This window comes from Streptomyces sp. NPDC053367, assembly GCF_044545925.1.
Lineage (GTDB): Bacteria > Actinomycetota > Actinomycetes > Streptomycetales > Streptomycetaceae > Streptomyces.
Window position 1 is genome coordinate 106304 of record NZ_JBITYN010000013.1, and the last position, 13776, is coordinate 120079.

Consider the following 13776-nt stretch of genomic DNA (forward strand, 5'->3'; position numbering starts at 1 on the left):
TCGAGTGGTGATCGAAGCGCGGCGGCTGCACATCCTCCGTGCGGTGGCCGACCATCGCACGGTGACCGCGGCTGCCGCCGCGCTCTACCTCACGCCCTCCGCGGTCTCCCAGCAGCTCACCGCCCTGGAGCAGGAGACCGGGCACCGGCTCGTCGAGCGCGGTGCCAAGGGCGTACGGCTCACCCCCGCGGGTGAGATCCTGCTCAGCCACACCAACGCCGTCCTGGCCCAGCTGGAGCGCGCCGAGGCGGAGCTGGCCGCGTACGGCTCGGGCGCGGCAGGCACGGTCACCGTCGCCGCCTTCGCGACCGGCATCGCGCAGGTCGTCGCACCCGCGGTGGCCTCCCTCGCCGAGTCCTCGCCCGGTATCCGCATCCGGGTGCTGGACGCCGAGGGCGACGCCAGCCTGCCGATGGTGCTGGACCGGCAGGTCGACGTGGCGGTCGCGGTGGAGTACCGCGGGGCTCCCTCCGCCGACGACCCCCGCCTCACCCACGTCCCGCTGTACGCCGAGCCCTTCGACGCGGTGGTGCCGGTGACCCACCGGCTGGCGCAGTCCCCGGTCGTGCCGCTGGCCGAGCTGGCGAAGGACCCCTGGATCGGGCAGTCCCCGGGCAACCCCTGCCATGACGTGGTGGTGCTGGCCTGCGAGAGCGCGGGTTTCGAGCCCCGCCTGGAGCACTCCTCCGACGACTTCCGCGCGGTCGTCGCCCTCGCCTCGGCCGACGCGGGCGTGGCCCTCGTCCCCCGCTCGGCGCTGCGCGGCATGGACCTCGCGGGGGTGGTCGTCCGCCCGGTGGACGGCGTGGCCCCCACCCGCCGGGTCTTCGCGGCCGTACGCCGTGGGGCGGAGGAGCATCCGCTGATCCGGCCCGTGCTGGACGCGCTGCGTACGGCGGCCGAGCGCTAGGGCCTGTCGCCGGGGTCAAGTCGGCGTCGCGGAGTCCGGAAGAAGGGCCTCAGCGGGCCGAGCCCGGGGCCGGCGGGAACCGGAGGGCGGCAGGGAGCCTGGGCGCAGTCGAGGCGGCGGGCGGGTGCGAGGGCGAGCGTGAGGGTGGGTGGTGGTGTGAGGGCGCTGTAACACGGGCGTCTCATATCCGGGATAGCGTCCCGGATATGAGAGAGATGGACCTTCGCCTGGGAGCCCGGCTCGCCGAGCTGCGCGCCGAACGCGGCTGGGCCCTCGGGGAGCTGGCCGAACGTAGCGGCATCAGCCGCTCGACCCTCTCCCGCGCCGAGCGGGCCGAGATCAGCCCCACCGCCTCCCAGCTCAACCGGCTGTGCGCGGTGTACGGGCGGACCATGTCCCAGCTGCTCAGCGAGGTCGAGGCGGAACCCGCCCCGGTGGTCCGCCCGGCCGACCAGCCGGTGTGGGAGGACCGCGCCGCCGGTTTCGTACGACGGTCCGTGTCGCCGCCGCATGCCGGGCTGCGCGGCGAACTCGTCGAGGGCAGGCTCGCCCCCGGCGCCGACCTCGCCTACGACCGGCCGCCCGTGCCGGGGCTGGAGCAGCACATCTGGCTGCTGGAGGGGGAGTTGGAGGTGACCGCGCAGGACGTCACGCACGCCCTCGCCGAGGGTGACTGCCTGCGGATGCGGGTGTGGGGGCCGACCCGGTTCCGGTGCCCGGGGCCGCGGTCCGCGCGCTATGTCCTGGCGGTGGTGCTGCCGTGAGCGTGATCCGACTGGACGCATCGCAAATGGCCTCGGTGACAGGAGAGTTGGCGCAGCTGCTGGCCGACGCCGTGGACAGCGGCGCGTCGGTCGGCTTCCTCGCGCCGATGGACGCGGCGGACGCGCTCACCTGGTGGCGTGAGCGTGCCGCCGCCGTGGCCGCCGGACAGCTCGCGGTGTGGGCCGCGTACGTGGGCGACCGGCTCGTCGGCACCGTGAGCCTCGCCTTTCCCGGCAAGCCCAACAGCCGGCACCGTGCCGAGCTCGTCAAGCTGATGGTCCACCGCGACGCCCGGGGACGCGGCCTCGGCCGGACCCTGCTCACCACCGCCGAGGAGGCCGCCGCCGCGGCCGGCATCACTTTGCTCCACCTCGACACGGAGACCGACAGCCCCGCCGAACGCCTCTACCGGTCCGCGGGCTGGACCAGGGCGGGCGTCATCCCCGACTACGCGGCGAGCCCGGCCGGCGTGCTGTGCGGGACGACCATCTACTACAAGCGCCTGGCCGCGGGCTGATTGTCAGTGGCGGGCGTTACGGTGCCTGTCATGCCGGAAGCCGAAGACGTACGCCGTGTCGCCCTGTCCCTGCCGGACACGACGGAGAAGGTCGCCTGGAGCATGCCCACGTTCCGGGTGGCGGGGAAGATGTTCGCGACCCTCCCGGAGGACGAGTCGTCCATGGCCGTGCGCTGCCCCAAGGAGGAGCGCGACGAACTCGTCCTGGCCGAGCCCGACAAGTTCTGGATCGCCGGCCACGAGGCCCAGTTCGCCTGGGTCAGAGTGCGGCTCGCCGCACTGGAGGACGAGCGGGAGCTGCACGACATCCTCGCCGACTCCTGGCGCCAGGCCGCCCCGCCGCGTCTGCTCGAGGCGTATCCGGAAGTGGGGTTGCCGGCGGCCGACTGAGGCCGCCTGCCGGGCGAGGGAAAACCCCTCGGCGGCGGCCGTGCCGCGTGGCATGATCCGGGGCACAGGTCTGGACCAGTCATCGGCCGCTCGGCAGCCGCCGGCCCGACGGCTCGATGCCGCGGGGGCTCGCCGAGCTCGGTGCCTCGGTCGCTCGGGGAGGGGTTGCGCAGCATGGCGCGGAGGGTGTCGCAGCAGTCGGAGCCGGGGGGAGCGAGCACGGAATCGGGGGAGGCGCAGTCCGGACCGGGGGAGGCGGAGCCGGGACTGGGGGAGGCGCAGTCCGGACCGGGGGAGGCGGAGCCGGGATTGGGGGAGGCGGAGCCAGGACTGGGGATGGCGGGGCCAGGGGAGAAGGCCGCCGCCGTCGGCGGTGTGCGGCCGCTGTGGTCGCGCGACTTCGGTCTCTTCTTCGTCGCCCGGGCCGTCGCCCGGCTCGGCGACACCATGCTGCCCGTGGCGCTCGCCGCCGGGCTGCTGCAGCACGGGTACGGCGTCGGCGCGGTCGGTCTGGCGATGGCCGCGACCGCGGCCGCCTTCGCCGGACTGGTCGTCTTCGGCGGAGTGATCGCCGACCGCTTCAGCACCCGCAAGCTCATGATCGGCGCCGACCTCGCACGGCTCGCCACCCAGGCCCTGACCGCCGTCCTCTTCGGCACCGGCCATGTCGTGCTCTGGGAGATCTGTGTCATCGGCGTGCTCAACGGCGTGGCCGGAGCCGTCTTCCAGCCCGGCGTGGCCAGCACGGTGCCCCGGCTCGCCACCGACGTCCAGGGCGCCAACGGCGCGATACGCGTCGCCGAGTCCGCGGCCCAGCTCGCCGGGCCCGCCTTCGCCGGTGTGCTGGTCGGGCTCGCCGACCCGGGCGGCGTCTTCGCCGCGCACGCCGCCACGTACGCGATCAGCGCCCTGTGCCTGCTGCTGCTCCGGCTGCCGCCGCTCGCCCACGCCGGGCGGGTTCCCGGGCGCGGGGCGCGGGCCTTCCGGACCGACCTGGTCGAGGGCTGGCGCGAGTTCCGCTCCCGGACCTGGATGTGGGCCGTGATCGCGATCTGGTGCCTGTACATGATCGCCGTCTGGGGGCCCTCGGTCCCGCTCGTCGCCACCGAGGTCGTGCGGCAGCACGGCGCGGGCGCCTACGGCCTGGTCAACTCAGCCCTCGGCGCCGGTACGGTCGTCGGCGGCCTGATCGCCCTGCGGCTGCGCCCGCGCCGCATGCTGCGGGCCGGCGCGGTCGCCGTGACCGGCTTCACCGCCTTCCCCACCGCTGTCGGACTCGGTCTCGACGTGCCCGCCATGGCGGCCGGAGCCGCGGTCGCCGGGGCCGGCCTGTCCTTCTGGGGCGTCATGTGGGCGACCACCGTCCAGACCCAGGTCCAGCCCGACGTCCTCAACCGCATCCACGCCTACGACGTGGCGGGTTCCCTGGCGATGATGCCGGTCGGCCAGGCCCTCGCCGGCCCCGCCGCCTCCGCCCTCGGCACCCACCGCGTGCTGCTCGTCAGCGGCGCCGTCAGCCTGGTGGTCGCCGCCGCCCTGCTCGCCGTACGCCCCATCCGCGACCTGGTCCGCGTAGACCCGGCCCCGGCGCCCGTGAGCGCCCACGAGCCCGCCGACCGCGCCCGCGCCTGACGTCCCCGAAAAGGAGTGCGCGACCACCGACCGGAGTGCGGTATGGTTTCTGTGCACGTTCGGCCCGGGGAAACCCCAGGTCAGACGGCACCGGGACGTGGCGCAGCTTGGTAGCGCACTTGACTGGGGGTCAAGGGGTCGCAGGTTCAAATCCTGTCGTCCCGACCAGCTTCTACGCAGGTCGAAGGCCGTTTCTCAAGAATTTGGGAAGCGGCCTTTTCCGTATGCCCGTCCCCGGGGCGCCCGCGCTCGGGCGGAGCCGCCGAGGCGAGGGCGAGCCCGGCCGCGCGTCTCTGTCGCCGGTGCTTCCGGGATGTGAACAGCGCCGAGGTGTTCTTGACCGGTTCGAGCCCGCCCTGCTTGGATCGGGGCATGAAGCGACAGGACCTCACGCGGCGACGCCACGTCGACCTCGCGCGTGTCTCCAGCTCCTGCTGTCGCTGCCGGGCCTGACCGTACCGAAGGCATCCCTCGTACCGTCCGCCCGGCCGGAGCTCCCTCCGCGTCGGTGACGCCGTTCTCCCCAGCTTTACTGCCGCGCGCCCGCACTCGCCCCTGAGCCGGTCGACCGGTGCGCCCGTGCACCGGTGATCCCCGGCTGCTCGGCGTCCCACGCTGCGCGGCACAGGCGCTTCACGAACCGAAAGGTCCCCGCATGGCCACCGTCCTGTCCGTATCCGGCAGCCCGTCCGCCACCTCCCGCACCGCGCGTCTGCTGCGTCACCTCGACCGGCGGCTGACCGAGCAGGGGCACGAGGTCATACCGCTGGAGGTGCGGACCCTGCCCGCCGAGGCCCTCCTCGGGGCCGATCTCGGCCATCCGGCGATCGTCGAGGCCGCCGCCCTGTTCGCCCGCGCCGACGGGGTCGTGATCGGCACGCCCGTGTACAAGGCCGCCTACTCGGGCCTGTTGAAGTCGCTGCTCGACCTGCTGCCGCAGTACGCGCTGGCCGGGAAGACCGTCCTGCCGCTGGCCACCGGCGGCACCACCGCGCACGTCCTCGCCATCGACTACGCGCTGCGCCCGGTGCTGGCCTCCATGGGCCCCGCGCACATCACTCCCGGCTGGTTCACCCTCGACAAGGACATCACCGTCGGCGACGACGGCACGCTGACCGTCGCACCGGCCTCGGCGGAGGCCCTGGCGCAGGTCACCGACCAGTTCTCGCTCGCCCTCGGCGGCCGGCCCGCCCTCCTCGCCGCCACCGGCTGAGCGCCCGGACCGCCCGACAGGAGTCGCCCCGTGTCCCTCACCTTCCACTGGTTCCTGCCCACCAACGGCGACAGCCGCGATGTCGTCGTCGGCGGGCACGGCAGCCCGGCCACCACGTCCGGGCGCGACCGGCCGCCGACGGTCGCCTACCTCAGCCAGATCGCCCGCGCCGCCGAGGACCTGGGCTTCGTCGGCGCCCTCACCCCCACCGGGGCCTGGTGCGAGGACGCCTGGCTGACGACCGCGATGGTCAGCCGGCACACCGAGCGCCTGAAGTTCCTCGTCGCCTTCCGGCCCGGCTTCGTTTCGCCCACGCTCGCCGCGCAGATGGCCGCCACCTTCCAGCGGCACAGCGGCGGCCGGCTCCTGCTGAACGTCGTCACCGGCGGCGAGAGCCAGGAGCAGCGCGCCTACGGCGACTTCCTCGACAAGGACGCACGCTACCGCCGCACCGACGAATTCCTCGACGTCGTACGGCAGTTGTGGAAGGGGAAGGCCGTCGATCTGCACGGCGAGCACCTCCGGGTGGAGGGCGCCCGGCTGACCCGGGTGCCCGAGCCGGTCCCCGAGGTGTACTTCGGGGGCTCCTCGCCCGTCGCCGGGGAGGTCGCCGCCCGGCACGCCGACGTGTACCTCACCTGGGGCGAACCGCCCGCCCAGGTCGCCGAGAAGATCGCGTGGATCCGCGGGCTCGCCGCCCGGCGGAACCGCACCCTTCGCTTCGGTGTCCGGCTGCACGTCATCACCCGGGACACCTCCGCGCAGGCCTGGGCCGAGGCGGACAGGCTGCTGGACGGCTTCGACCCGCAGACCGTGCGGGCCGTCCAGGCGGGGCTCGCCCGCAGCGAGTCCGAGGGCCAGCGGCGCATGCTCGCCCTGCACGGCGGGGGCAGCCGCGAGCGCCTGGAGATCCACCCCAACCTGTGGGCCGGCATCGGCCTGGTGCGCGGCGGCGCCGGCACCGCGCTGGTCGGCAGCCACGACGAGGTGGCCGACCGCGTCGAGGAGTACCAAGCCCTCGGCATCGACGAGTTCGTCCTCTCCGGCTACCCGCACCTGGAGGAGGCGTACTGGTTCGGCGAGGGCGTCCTGCCCCGGCTGGCCGCGCGCGGCCTGTGGCGGCACCCGTCCGGCGACCCGGCCGCCGTCGCCTCCGCCGTGCCCTTCGCGGGCACCGGCTGACCGCACCGAGACACTCCACCTCCGAAGGGACCCCTGTGACCTCCTTCCGCGTCAGATCGGCAGCCGTGGCGCTCACCGCCACCGCCCTGCTGGCCGTGACCCCCGCACCCCCCGCCGCGACCGCGCCGGCCGTCACCGGCTCCGCCGCCCTCGACTGGTACGACACCACGGCCGAGACGATCGCCGCCGCGGGCGCCCCCACGCAGATCACCAACAGCCGTACCTGGGCGATCGGTTGGCTCGCCGCGGCCAGGGCGACCCGGCAGGTGCCGCCCGGTGCCGACCGCGGCGCGTTCCAGGACGCGGCCCTCGCCTCGGCCGTACACGACGCGCTGACCGCCCTGGCCCCGGCACGGACCGAGGCGCTGGACGCCGCGCTGCAACGGACGCTGGCGGCGATCCCGGACGGGCCCGCCGAGGAGCGCGGGATCGCCGCCGGGGCCCGGCAGGCCGCCGAGGTGCTCGCGGCCCGGCAGGACGACGGCCTCGACCCGGCCTCGGTGAACACCCCCTTCACGGTGCCGCCCGCCACGCCGGGCACATGGCAGCCGACCCCGCCCGCGTACGCCCCGGCCGCCCAGTACGGCAACCGGCTCGCCGAGCCCTTCCTGCTGGAGCGTGCCGACCTGTTCCGGCTCGGCCCGCCGCCCGCGCTGGGCTCCGCCCGCTACCGGACCGACCTCGCCGAGGTACGGGCGTACGGGGCGGCCGACAGCACGGTCCGCACCGCGCGGCAGACGCAGACCGCGCAGTTCTGGTACGGCTCCTCGCTCACCCTGTACACCCAGCCGCTGCGCGTCGCCCTCGCCCGCTCGGGGAAGTCCACCGCGGAGCGGGCCCGGCTGGTGGCGCTGTTCCACGCCGCTCTGGTGGACACGCAGATCGCCACCTCCGACAGCAAGTACACGTATCTGCGCTGGCGGCCCGTCACCGCCCTGCGCACCGGCGCGCTCGACCCCGACCCGGCCTGGACGCCGCTGCACAGCACGCCCGCGCACCCCGACTACCCGAGCGGCCACGCCACCTACGCCGGGGCGGCCGAGACGGTGCTGAGCGCGCTGGCCGGGCCGCGCACCGAGCCGTTCGAGCTGACCAGCCCGACGGCGCCGGGCGTGACCCGCACGTACACGAGCTGGCACCGGCTCACCGCCGAGAACGTCGACGCCCGGGTCTATTCCGGCATCCACACCCGCTCCGCCGACGAGGCGGGGGTCGTCCTCGGCACCGACGTGGCCCGGTACGCGCTGGAGCACTCGCGGAGGCTCTACGGCGCGCTGTGACCGTCAGCCGGTCGCGAGCGACACCTCCGTCGCCTTGACCAGGGCCGTCACCGGGTCGCCCGCGCCCAGCGCCAGCTCCGCGACGGCGTCCCTGGTCACGGCGGCGGTCAGCTCGCCGCCGCCGTCGACCGCGACTTTCACCGAGGCCATGGCGCCACCCCTGGCGACCTCCCGGACCACGCCGGGCAGCCGGTTGCGGATGGACAGGCCCTCCACCGGCCCGGTGGCCAGCGCCACCTCGGTGGCCTTCACCAGGGCGCGCACGGCGGAGCCCGGAGCGAGCTCCAGCTCGTCGACCGCCTCCCGGGTGACCGCCGCGGTGAGCTCCAGGCCGCCGTCGAGGCGCACCCCGACCGTCGCCATGACCTCGCCGGGGACGACGGTGACGACCGTGCCGGTCAGCTGGTTGCGGATGCTCAGGCTCATCGGGGCGCCTCACAGCGTCTGGACCTCACGAAGAGGTATGTCCGGTTTGCCCCTACGGTACGGCCGGTGGCCGCGACTCACCGCCGGGCGCGGGTCCTGGCCTCCCGTGGCGCCGAAATGAACTGCAGCTCCAGCGTGACCGGCGGCTCGGCGATGCCGGGCCCGCCCGCCGCCGCCCAGCTCACCAGGTCCTCCGTGCAGGCGTCGTCCAGCGCGAAGCCCACCCACACCGCGCGGCCGCCCGCCCGCCGGCCCGCCGCCGAGGGCTGGACCACCACCACGTTGGCCTGTCCGCACGGGCCCAGGCAGTCCGTCGTACGCACGGCGAAGCGGCCGCCGGAGTCGGCCGCGGCGGCCCGCAGCACCTGAAGCTGCCAGTCGTGGTCGAAGCCGGGGTTCTTGCGGCGGTCACCGCAGCAGCAGCCCCGGCAGACCACCAGCGTGCACGGACGGGCGGCGCTGACGAAGGGGCTCAAAACGTCAGGCCCACATGCGCGAGCGCCTGCTTCAGCAGCGCCCCGTGCCCGCCCGGCATCTCGCTCTGCACCGCCGCCGACGCCGCCTCCTGCGGGCTGAACCACACCAGGTCCAGGGCGTCCTGCCGGGGCCGGCAGTCACCCGTGACCGGGACGACGTAGGCGAGGGACACCGCGTGCTGGCGCGGGTCGTGGTACGGAGTGATGCCCGCCGTGGGGAAGTACTCCGCGACCGTGAACGGCTGCGGGGAGGCCGGTACACGGGGCAGCGCCACCGGGCCGAGGTCCTTCTCCAGATGGCGCAGCAGCGCGTCGCGCACCCGCTCGTGGTGCATCACCCGGCCCGAGACCAGGGTACGGCTGACCGTGCCGTCCGGGCCGATGCGCAGCAGCAGTCCGATGCTGGTGACCTCGCCGCTGTCGTCCACCCGCACCGGCACCGCCTCGACGTACAGGATCGGCATGCGGGCGCGTGCCATCTCCAGCTCGTCGGGAGTCAGCCAGCCGGGCGTGGTTTCGGTCATGTCAGACATTGCTTGATCATACTTTCAGAGGTCGTCGGAAAGGCGGTAGACCCGGCGGGCGTTGTCCGCTCCCGCCCACCGCGCGAGGCGTACGGCGTCCGCCGGGGCCATCTCGTCGGCGTCCACCCGGTCCTGCAGCAGCTCGCCGAGCCCGCGGCGGAAGGCCAGCGCCCCCAGCCAGTGGAACTCGGCGAGACCGCAGGCGTCGGAGCTGTACAGCAGCTTGCGGTACGGGGTGATCTCCAGCGCCTCCTCCAGCACCGCCCGCGCCCGCACCGGGCCCACATGGTGCAGCGTGAGCCCCACGTCCAGGTACACCTGCTCGAACACCGCGGCCAGATAGGCGGCTTGGCGCTGATAGGGCCAGCAGTGCAGGAACAGTACGGGGATCGTGCCGGAGGTCAGATGCAGCCAGTCGGTCAGCAGCGCAGGGTCCGAGCGGTGCATCCGCAGGTCGTTGTCGCCGAACCCGGTGTGCAGCTGGAGCGGCAGCCCCAGGTCGACGGCGGTCCACAGGAGTTGGCGGACCAGCACCGGATCGTCCAGCCGGCCGCCGCGCGCCAGCCAGCGCCCGGCCGCGGCGGTGACCTCCGCGTCCGTGGGCCGGGCGGGGTCCAGGGCGAAGCCGGTCCGGTACGCGGCCACCGACTTCACGCCCACCACGCCGGGCCGGCGCACGGCGTCCAGCGCGGCCGCGCGGAAGGTCTCGGCGTACGCGTCCGCCTCCACGCCCCGCGCCGCCACGGCCTCGGCGACGCTCTCCAGCCGCACCACCTCGAACGCCACCGCCCCCGCCGCTTCGGCGAGTTGGGCGGGGCTGCCCAGCAGGTCCGGCGCGAACCCCGTGTCGACGCAGAACACCGCCGTGCCGGTCGCGGTGAGGAACCGGCGCTCGACCTCCCGCGGCCCCAGCTCCGCCCGCCGGGCCAGGTACTCCCCGGCCGGCGCGTGCCGCGGCAGGTCCAGCAGCGGCGCGCAGTGACGCCGTACGGCCGTGCCGACCGGTGTGTCGAAGGCCGAGACACCCGGCCAGGGGTCGCCCTCGGTGAGCAGCGCCTCGAACCCGGCGGGCGTCAGGGCGCCGGTGGCCACGCCGTGGCAGTGGTGGTCGGTCAACGCCAGCTCGGCGAGCGCCTCGTGCACGGCTCCGGCGGGCCTCATCTCAGTACACCCAGCGGTAGGCGGCGGCGATCTGCGCGTCCTCGAGACCGTCCACCTGGGCGGCCTCCCCCTCGCGCACGGCGGTCACCGCGTCGGCGAGGACCGGCCCGAGGGCGGTGCGCAGCACCTCGTCGCCGCGGAACGCCTCGACGGACTCGGCCAGGGTCTTCGGCAGGCGCCGCACCTCGCGGGCCGCGGCCTCCTCCGGGGCGAGCAGGGCGGGGTCGCCGGTGGTCTCGGCGGGCAGGACCGCCTCCGACTCCACCCCGTCCAGGCCCGCCGCGATCACACAGCCCAGCGCCAGGTAGGGGTTGGCGGCCAGGTCGACCGGCTTGACCTCCAGGTTCGCGGCGCGGTCGCGCAGCCCGGCCGTACCGGCGACCAGGCGCAGCGCGCACTCCCGTGTCTCCAGGCCCCACGCGGTGTAGACGCCGGCCCACTGGGAGGGCCGCAGCCGCAGATAGCTGGCCGGGCTGGGCGCGGTCACGGCCGTCAGCGCGGGCAGCCGGGCGAGGACACCGGCCGCGAACGCCTCCGCCTCTGCGGTCATGCCGTGGCGCCGGACCCCGCCCGTGTGCAGATTGACGCCGTCGCGCCAGGCGGACAGATGCAGATGCCCGCCGTTGCCGACACCTGTCGCGTTGACGGCGGGGGAGAAGGAGACCCGCAGTCCGTGCCGGTGGGCGACCGCGCGGACGGTGTGCCGCACCAGCACACTGCGGTCGGCCGCCGCGACCGGGTCGAGCGCGCCGGTGGAGATCTCGAACTGCCCGGCCGCGTACTCCGGATGGAACTGGTCGACGTCCACGCCCTGCGCCGCGCACACGGCCAGCAGGTCCGCGCCGAAACGGCTCATCTCCACCTGCCGGGTCGCCCCGTACGCCGGTCCCGTGGCCGCCGGCACGAACTCGCCGGGCGGCGCCGAGTCCAGGCCGAGCGCCCACTCGATCTCCACCGCGGCCCGGAAGTCCAGGCCGTGCCGGGCCCGCGCGTCGGTGAGGGTGTGCCGCAGGAAGGTGCGCGAGCAGCCCGGGTGCGGCTCGCCGTCCTGGGTGATCCGGTCGACCGGCGCCCACGCCCAGCCGGGCTGCGCGGCCAGCACGGTGAGCCGGTCCAGGTCGGGGTAGAGCCGCAGATCGCCGTCGGGGGAGCCGAGCACGTCCGTGGTGACGATCGCGTCGCCTGCCAGGAAGGTGTCGAACACCGGCGACATGCCCACGCCCCAGGCGGCGGCGTCCGCGAGCCGTCCGGCCGGGATCGTCTTGACCCGGCCGACACCCGCCGTGTCGACGTAAGCCAGCACGATCCCGTGCACGCCCCGACCCGCGAGCTCGGCGGCGAGCGCGGTCGCCCGCTCGACGTCGCCGGGACGGCCGCCGGGGACCGGGTCGGCCAGGGTGGTCATACGTCCTCCTCACAGGCCGTGGGCGTCACGGCTTCACGGCCACCGCGCCGAACTGCGGCACCACCGGCGCGTGCGCCTCCGCCCGCCACCGCGAGCACGGCACCAGGCCCGGCTCCAGCAGGTCCAGCCCCGCGAAGAAGCCGGCGACCTCCTCGCGGGGGCGGGCCGTGATCGGCGGGGTCGCGTGGGCGTTCCAGAACTCCATCGCCGCCACATTGCCCTCGCCGCCGAGGTCCGCGTCGAAGGTGGGGTGTGTCAGCACCAGGAAGCTGCCCGACGGGACGGCGGCCATGACCCGGCGCACGATCTCGCGGGCCTGGTCGGTGTCCGGCACGAAGTTCAGGACGCCGAGCATCATCACCGCGACCGGCCGCTCGAAGTCCAGCGTCCCGCCGGCCCGCGCCACGATCGTCTCGGGCTCGCGCACATCGGCGTCGAGGTAGCCGGTGACGCCCTCGGGAGTGCTGGTCAGCAGGTTGCGGGCATGCAGCAGGACGGTCGGGTCGTTGTCGACGTACACGATCTTCGAGTCGGGGGCGATCCGCTGGGCGATCTCGTGGGTGTTGTCGACGGTCGGCAGGCCGGTGCCGATGTCCAGGAACTGCCGCACCCCGCGCTCACCGGCCAGGAGGGCGACCGCACGGCCCAGGAAGTCGCGGTCGGCGCGCGCCACGTCCCGGATCACCGGGAACAGGCCGGCCACCTGCGCGCCGACCCGCCGGTCCACCTCGTAGTGGTCCTCGCCGCCGATCCAGTAGTTCCAGACCCGGGCGTTGTGCGCCACGGTGGTGTCCGGCCGGGCCGTACCCTCCGGGCTGTCGCTCACCTCGCTCGCCTCCCTCTCGCGGCACCTCGCCGCCATTGTGCCCCGCCCATGATCAGCTGTCCCGGGATTCGGCCGCCCCGGTAGGGTGGACGGTCGTTCACGGAAACGACGAGGTGCCGTGGAGGTCCGTACCCGCCGAGCCAGGAAGCAGACATGCCCTACTCCCCGACGCCCGCACCCCTCCACACCGCCGCCGCCCCGGCCGACATCCGGCTGATCGTCACCGACATGGACGGCACCCTCCTCGACGACGACAAGCGGCCTCCGGCCGAGCTGTGGACCGCGCTGGAGCTGCTGCGCGAGCGCGGCGTGCTGTTCTGCCCGGCCAGCGGCCGCCAGTACGCGACCCTCGCCCGCGAGTTCTCCCGCGCGGCCGACGGCATGGTCTTCATCGCCGAGAACGGCACCTACGTCGTCCGCGACGGCGTCGAGCTCAGCTCCGACCCGCTGGACAGGGCCGTGGTCGCCGAGGTGCTGGAGACCGTACGCCGGCTGAACGCGGACGGCGTCGACGTGGGCGCGGTCGTCTGCGGCAAGCGCTCCGCCTACGTCGAACGCGCCGACGAGCCCTTCCTCGCCGAGGTCCGCCGCTACTACGTCGAGAACCGGGTCGTCGCCGACGCCACGGCCGTCGAGGACGAGATCCTCAAGATCGCTCTGTTCGACTTCGGGCCCGCCGAGCAGACCACCGCCCCGGCCCTCGCGGCCTTCGCCGCCACCCATCAGGTCGTCGTCTCCGGCGAGCACTGGGTCGACCTGATGAACCGCACGGCCGACAAGGGCGCCGCGCTGCGCCGCCTCCAGCGGGAGCTGGGCGTCACACCCGCGCAGACCATGGTCTTCGGCGACTACCTCAACGACCTGCAGATGCTCGACGCCGCCGACTGGTCCTTCGCCATGGCCAACGCCCACCCTGAGGTCGTGCGCCGGGCGCGGCACCTGGCGCCCGCCAACACCGACAACGGAGTGCTGCGCACCGTCGCGCGCGTGCTGGGACTGCCGCTGTTCACGTAGCCGTGCCATGGTGGCCGGTGATCAGGGCCTTCGCCCGCGACGAGAGTCCGACGTG

At 74.5% G+C, this 13776-nt stretch carries 16 protein-coding genes and 1 tRNA gene; 11 read left to right on the forward strand and 6 right to left on the reverse strand.

All coding sequences use genetic code 11. The features are described 5' to 3' along the window. The first annotated feature begins 7 nt into the window (after positions 1 to 7). From ACIGXJ_RS32025 to ACIGXJ_RS32070, 10 genes are all read left to right on the forward strand, one after another. Positions 8 to 910 carry a LysR family transcriptional regulator gene (locus ACIGXJ_RS32025; RefSeq protein ID WP_399652830.1) on the forward strand — a complete coding sequence of 301 codons (903 nt, stop codon included), beginning with the start codon at positions 8 to 10 and terminating at the stop codon, positions 908 to 910. Between the two features lie 215 nt (positions 911 to 1125). Then, positions 1126 to 1674, forward strand: a complete 549-nt coding sequence (locus ACIGXJ_RS32030) for a helix-turn-helix domain-containing protein (protein ID WP_399653303.1) — start codon at positions 1126 to 1128, stop codon at positions 1672 to 1674. Then, positions 1671 to 2192, forward strand: a complete 522-nt coding sequence (locus ACIGXJ_RS32035) for a GNAT family N-acetyltransferase (RefSeq protein ID WP_399652833.1) — start codon at positions 1671 to 1673, stop codon at positions 2190 to 2192. Before ACIGXJ_RS32030 ends, ACIGXJ_RS32035 begins: the two co-directional genes overlap by 4 nt. 30 nt (positions 2193 to 2222) lie before the next feature. Further along, positions 2223 to 2582, forward strand: coding sequence for an MmcQ/YjbR family DNA-binding protein (locus ACIGXJ_RS32040; protein WP_399652836.1), 360 nt, complete (start codon positions 2223 to 2225; stop codon positions 2580 to 2582). A 336-nt stretch (positions 2583 to 2918) separates the two neighbouring features. Further along, positions 2919 to 4214, forward strand: a complete 1296-nt coding sequence (locus ACIGXJ_RS32045; RefSeq protein ID WP_399652838.1) for an MFS transporter — start codon at positions 2919 to 2921, stop codon at positions 4212 to 4214. Positions 4215 to 4305: 91 nt separating this feature from the next. Beyond that, positions 4306 to 4382 (forward strand) — tRNA-Pro (locus ACIGXJ_RS32050). A 204-nt stretch (positions 4383 to 4586) separates the two neighbouring features. Then, the gene (locus tag ACIGXJ_RS32055; protein WP_358839838.1) at positions 4587 to 4667 is read left to right on the forward strand and encodes a putative leader peptide; all 81 of its coding nucleotides are present in this window, start codon (positions 4587 to 4589) and stop codon (positions 4665 to 4667) included. A gap of 202 nt (positions 4668 to 4869) precedes the next feature. Continuing rightward, a complete protein-coding gene (gene ssuE, locus ACIGXJ_RS32060; protein WP_399652840.1) occupies positions 4870 to 5427 on the forward strand; it encodes an NADPH-dependent FMN reductase in 558 nt (185 codons plus the stop codon). 30 nt (positions 5428 to 5457) lie between these two features. Then, positions 5458 to 6609: an LLM class flavin-dependent oxidoreductase gene (locus ACIGXJ_RS32065; protein WP_399652843.1), complete on the forward strand. Its 1152-nt coding sequence runs from the start codon at positions 5458 to 5460 to the stop codon at positions 6607 to 6609. A 35-nt stretch (positions 6610 to 6644) separates the two neighbouring features. Then, positions 6645 to 7889 (forward strand): vanadium-dependent haloperoxidase, encoded by a 1245-nt coding sequence (locus ACIGXJ_RS32070; protein ID WP_399652846.1) that lies wholly within the window; start codon positions 6645 to 6647, stop codon positions 7887 to 7889. Positions 7890 to 7892: 3 nt separating this feature from the next. Here the strand turns inward: ACIGXJ_RS32070 and ACIGXJ_RS32075 are convergent, their stop codons facing one another. From ACIGXJ_RS32075 to ACIGXJ_RS32100, 6 genes are all read right to left on the reverse strand, one after another. Further along, on the reverse strand, positions 7893 to 8315 hold the full coding sequence (locus ACIGXJ_RS32075; RefSeq protein WP_399652849.1) for a molybdopterin-binding protein: 423 nt from the start codon (positions 8313 to 8315) through the stop codon (positions 7893 to 7895). Between the two features lie 77 nt (positions 8316 to 8392). Then, a complete protein-coding gene (locus ACIGXJ_RS32080) occupies positions 8393 to 8791 on the reverse strand; it encodes a (2Fe-2S) ferredoxin domain-containing protein (RefSeq protein ID WP_399652852.1) in 399 nt (132 codons plus the stop codon). Beyond that, a complete protein-coding gene (locus tag ACIGXJ_RS32085; RefSeq protein WP_399653306.1) occupies positions 8788 to 9315 on the reverse strand; it encodes an NUDIX hydrolase family protein in 528 nt (175 codons plus the stop codon). Before ACIGXJ_RS32085 ends, ACIGXJ_RS32080 begins: the two co-directional genes overlap by 4 nt. A gap of 24 nt (positions 9316 to 9339) precedes the next feature. Continuing rightward, on the reverse strand, positions 9340 to 10476 hold the full coding sequence (locus ACIGXJ_RS32090) for an amidohydrolase family protein (protein ID WP_399652854.1): 1137 nt from the start codon (positions 10474 to 10476) through the stop codon (positions 9340 to 9342). 1 nt (position 10477) lies between these two features. Next, positions 10478 to 11881 carry a glutamine synthetase gene (locus ACIGXJ_RS32095; protein WP_399652857.1) on the reverse strand — a complete coding sequence of 468 codons (1404 nt, stop codon included), beginning with the start codon at positions 11879 to 11881 and terminating at the stop codon, positions 10478 to 10480. A gap of 25 nt (positions 11882 to 11906) precedes the next feature. After that, entirely contained in the window at positions 11907 to 12743 is an 837-nt protein-coding gene (locus ACIGXJ_RS32100; RefSeq protein WP_399652860.1) for an SAM-dependent methyltransferase, read from the reverse strand. A gap of 117 nt (positions 12744 to 12860) precedes the next feature. Here ACIGXJ_RS32100 and ACIGXJ_RS32105 point away from each other — a divergent pair, with 117 nt between their 5' ends. Continuing rightward, complete coding sequence (locus ACIGXJ_RS32105) at positions 12861 to 13721, forward strand: HAD family hydrolase (RefSeq protein WP_399652863.1); 861 nt, start codon at positions 12861 to 12863, stop codon at positions 13719 to 13721. Positions 13722 to 13776 lie beyond the last annotated feature (55 nt).

Bases quoted from the DNA above. Each gene is read 5' to 3' on its own strand.
- ACIGXJ_RS32075 (WP_399652849.1), bottom strand. From the start codon at position 8,315: ATGAGCCTGAGCATCCGCAACCAGCTGACCGGCACGGTCGTCACCGTC.
- ACIGXJ_RS32030 (WP_399653303.1), top strand. From the start codon at position 1,126: ATGGACCTTCGCCTGGGAGCCCGGCTCGCCGAGCTGCGCGCCGAACGC.
- ACIGXJ_RS32040 (WP_399652836.1), top strand. From the start codon at position 2,223: ATGCCGGAAGCCGAAGACGTACGCCGTGTCGCCCTGTCCCTGCCGGAC.
- ACIGXJ_RS32095 (WP_399652857.1), bottom strand. From the start codon at position 11,881: ATGACCACCCTGGCCGACCCGGTCCCCGGCGGCCGTCCCGGCGACGTC.
- ssuE (WP_399652840.1), top strand. From the start codon at position 4,870: ATGGCCACCGTCCTGTCCGTATCCGGCAGCCCGTCCGCCACCTCCCGC.
- ACIGXJ_RS32090 (WP_399652854.1), bottom strand. From the start codon at position 10,476: ATGAGGCCCGCCGGAGCCGTGCACGAGGCGCTCGCCGAGCTGGCGTTG.
- ACIGXJ_RS32045 (WP_399652838.1), top strand. From the start codon at position 2,919: ATGGCGGGGCCAGGGGAGAAGGCCGCCGCCGTCGGCGGTGTGCGGCCG.
- ACIGXJ_RS32105 (WP_399652863.1), top strand. From the start codon at position 12,861: ATGCCCTACTCCCCGACGCCCGCACCCCTCCACACCGCCGCCGCCCCG.
- ACIGXJ_RS32055 (WP_358839838.1), top strand. From the start codon at position 4,587: ATGAAGCGACAGGACCTCACGCGGCGACGCCACGTCGACCTCGCGCGT.
- ACIGXJ_RS32100 (WP_399652860.1), bottom strand. From the start codon at position 12,743: ATGGCGGCGAGGTGCCGCGAGAGGGAGGCGAGCGAGGTGAGCGACAGC.
- ACIGXJ_RS32085 (WP_399653306.1), bottom strand. From the start codon at position 9,315: ATGACCGAAACCACGCCCGGCTGGCTGACTCCCGACGAGCTGGAGATG.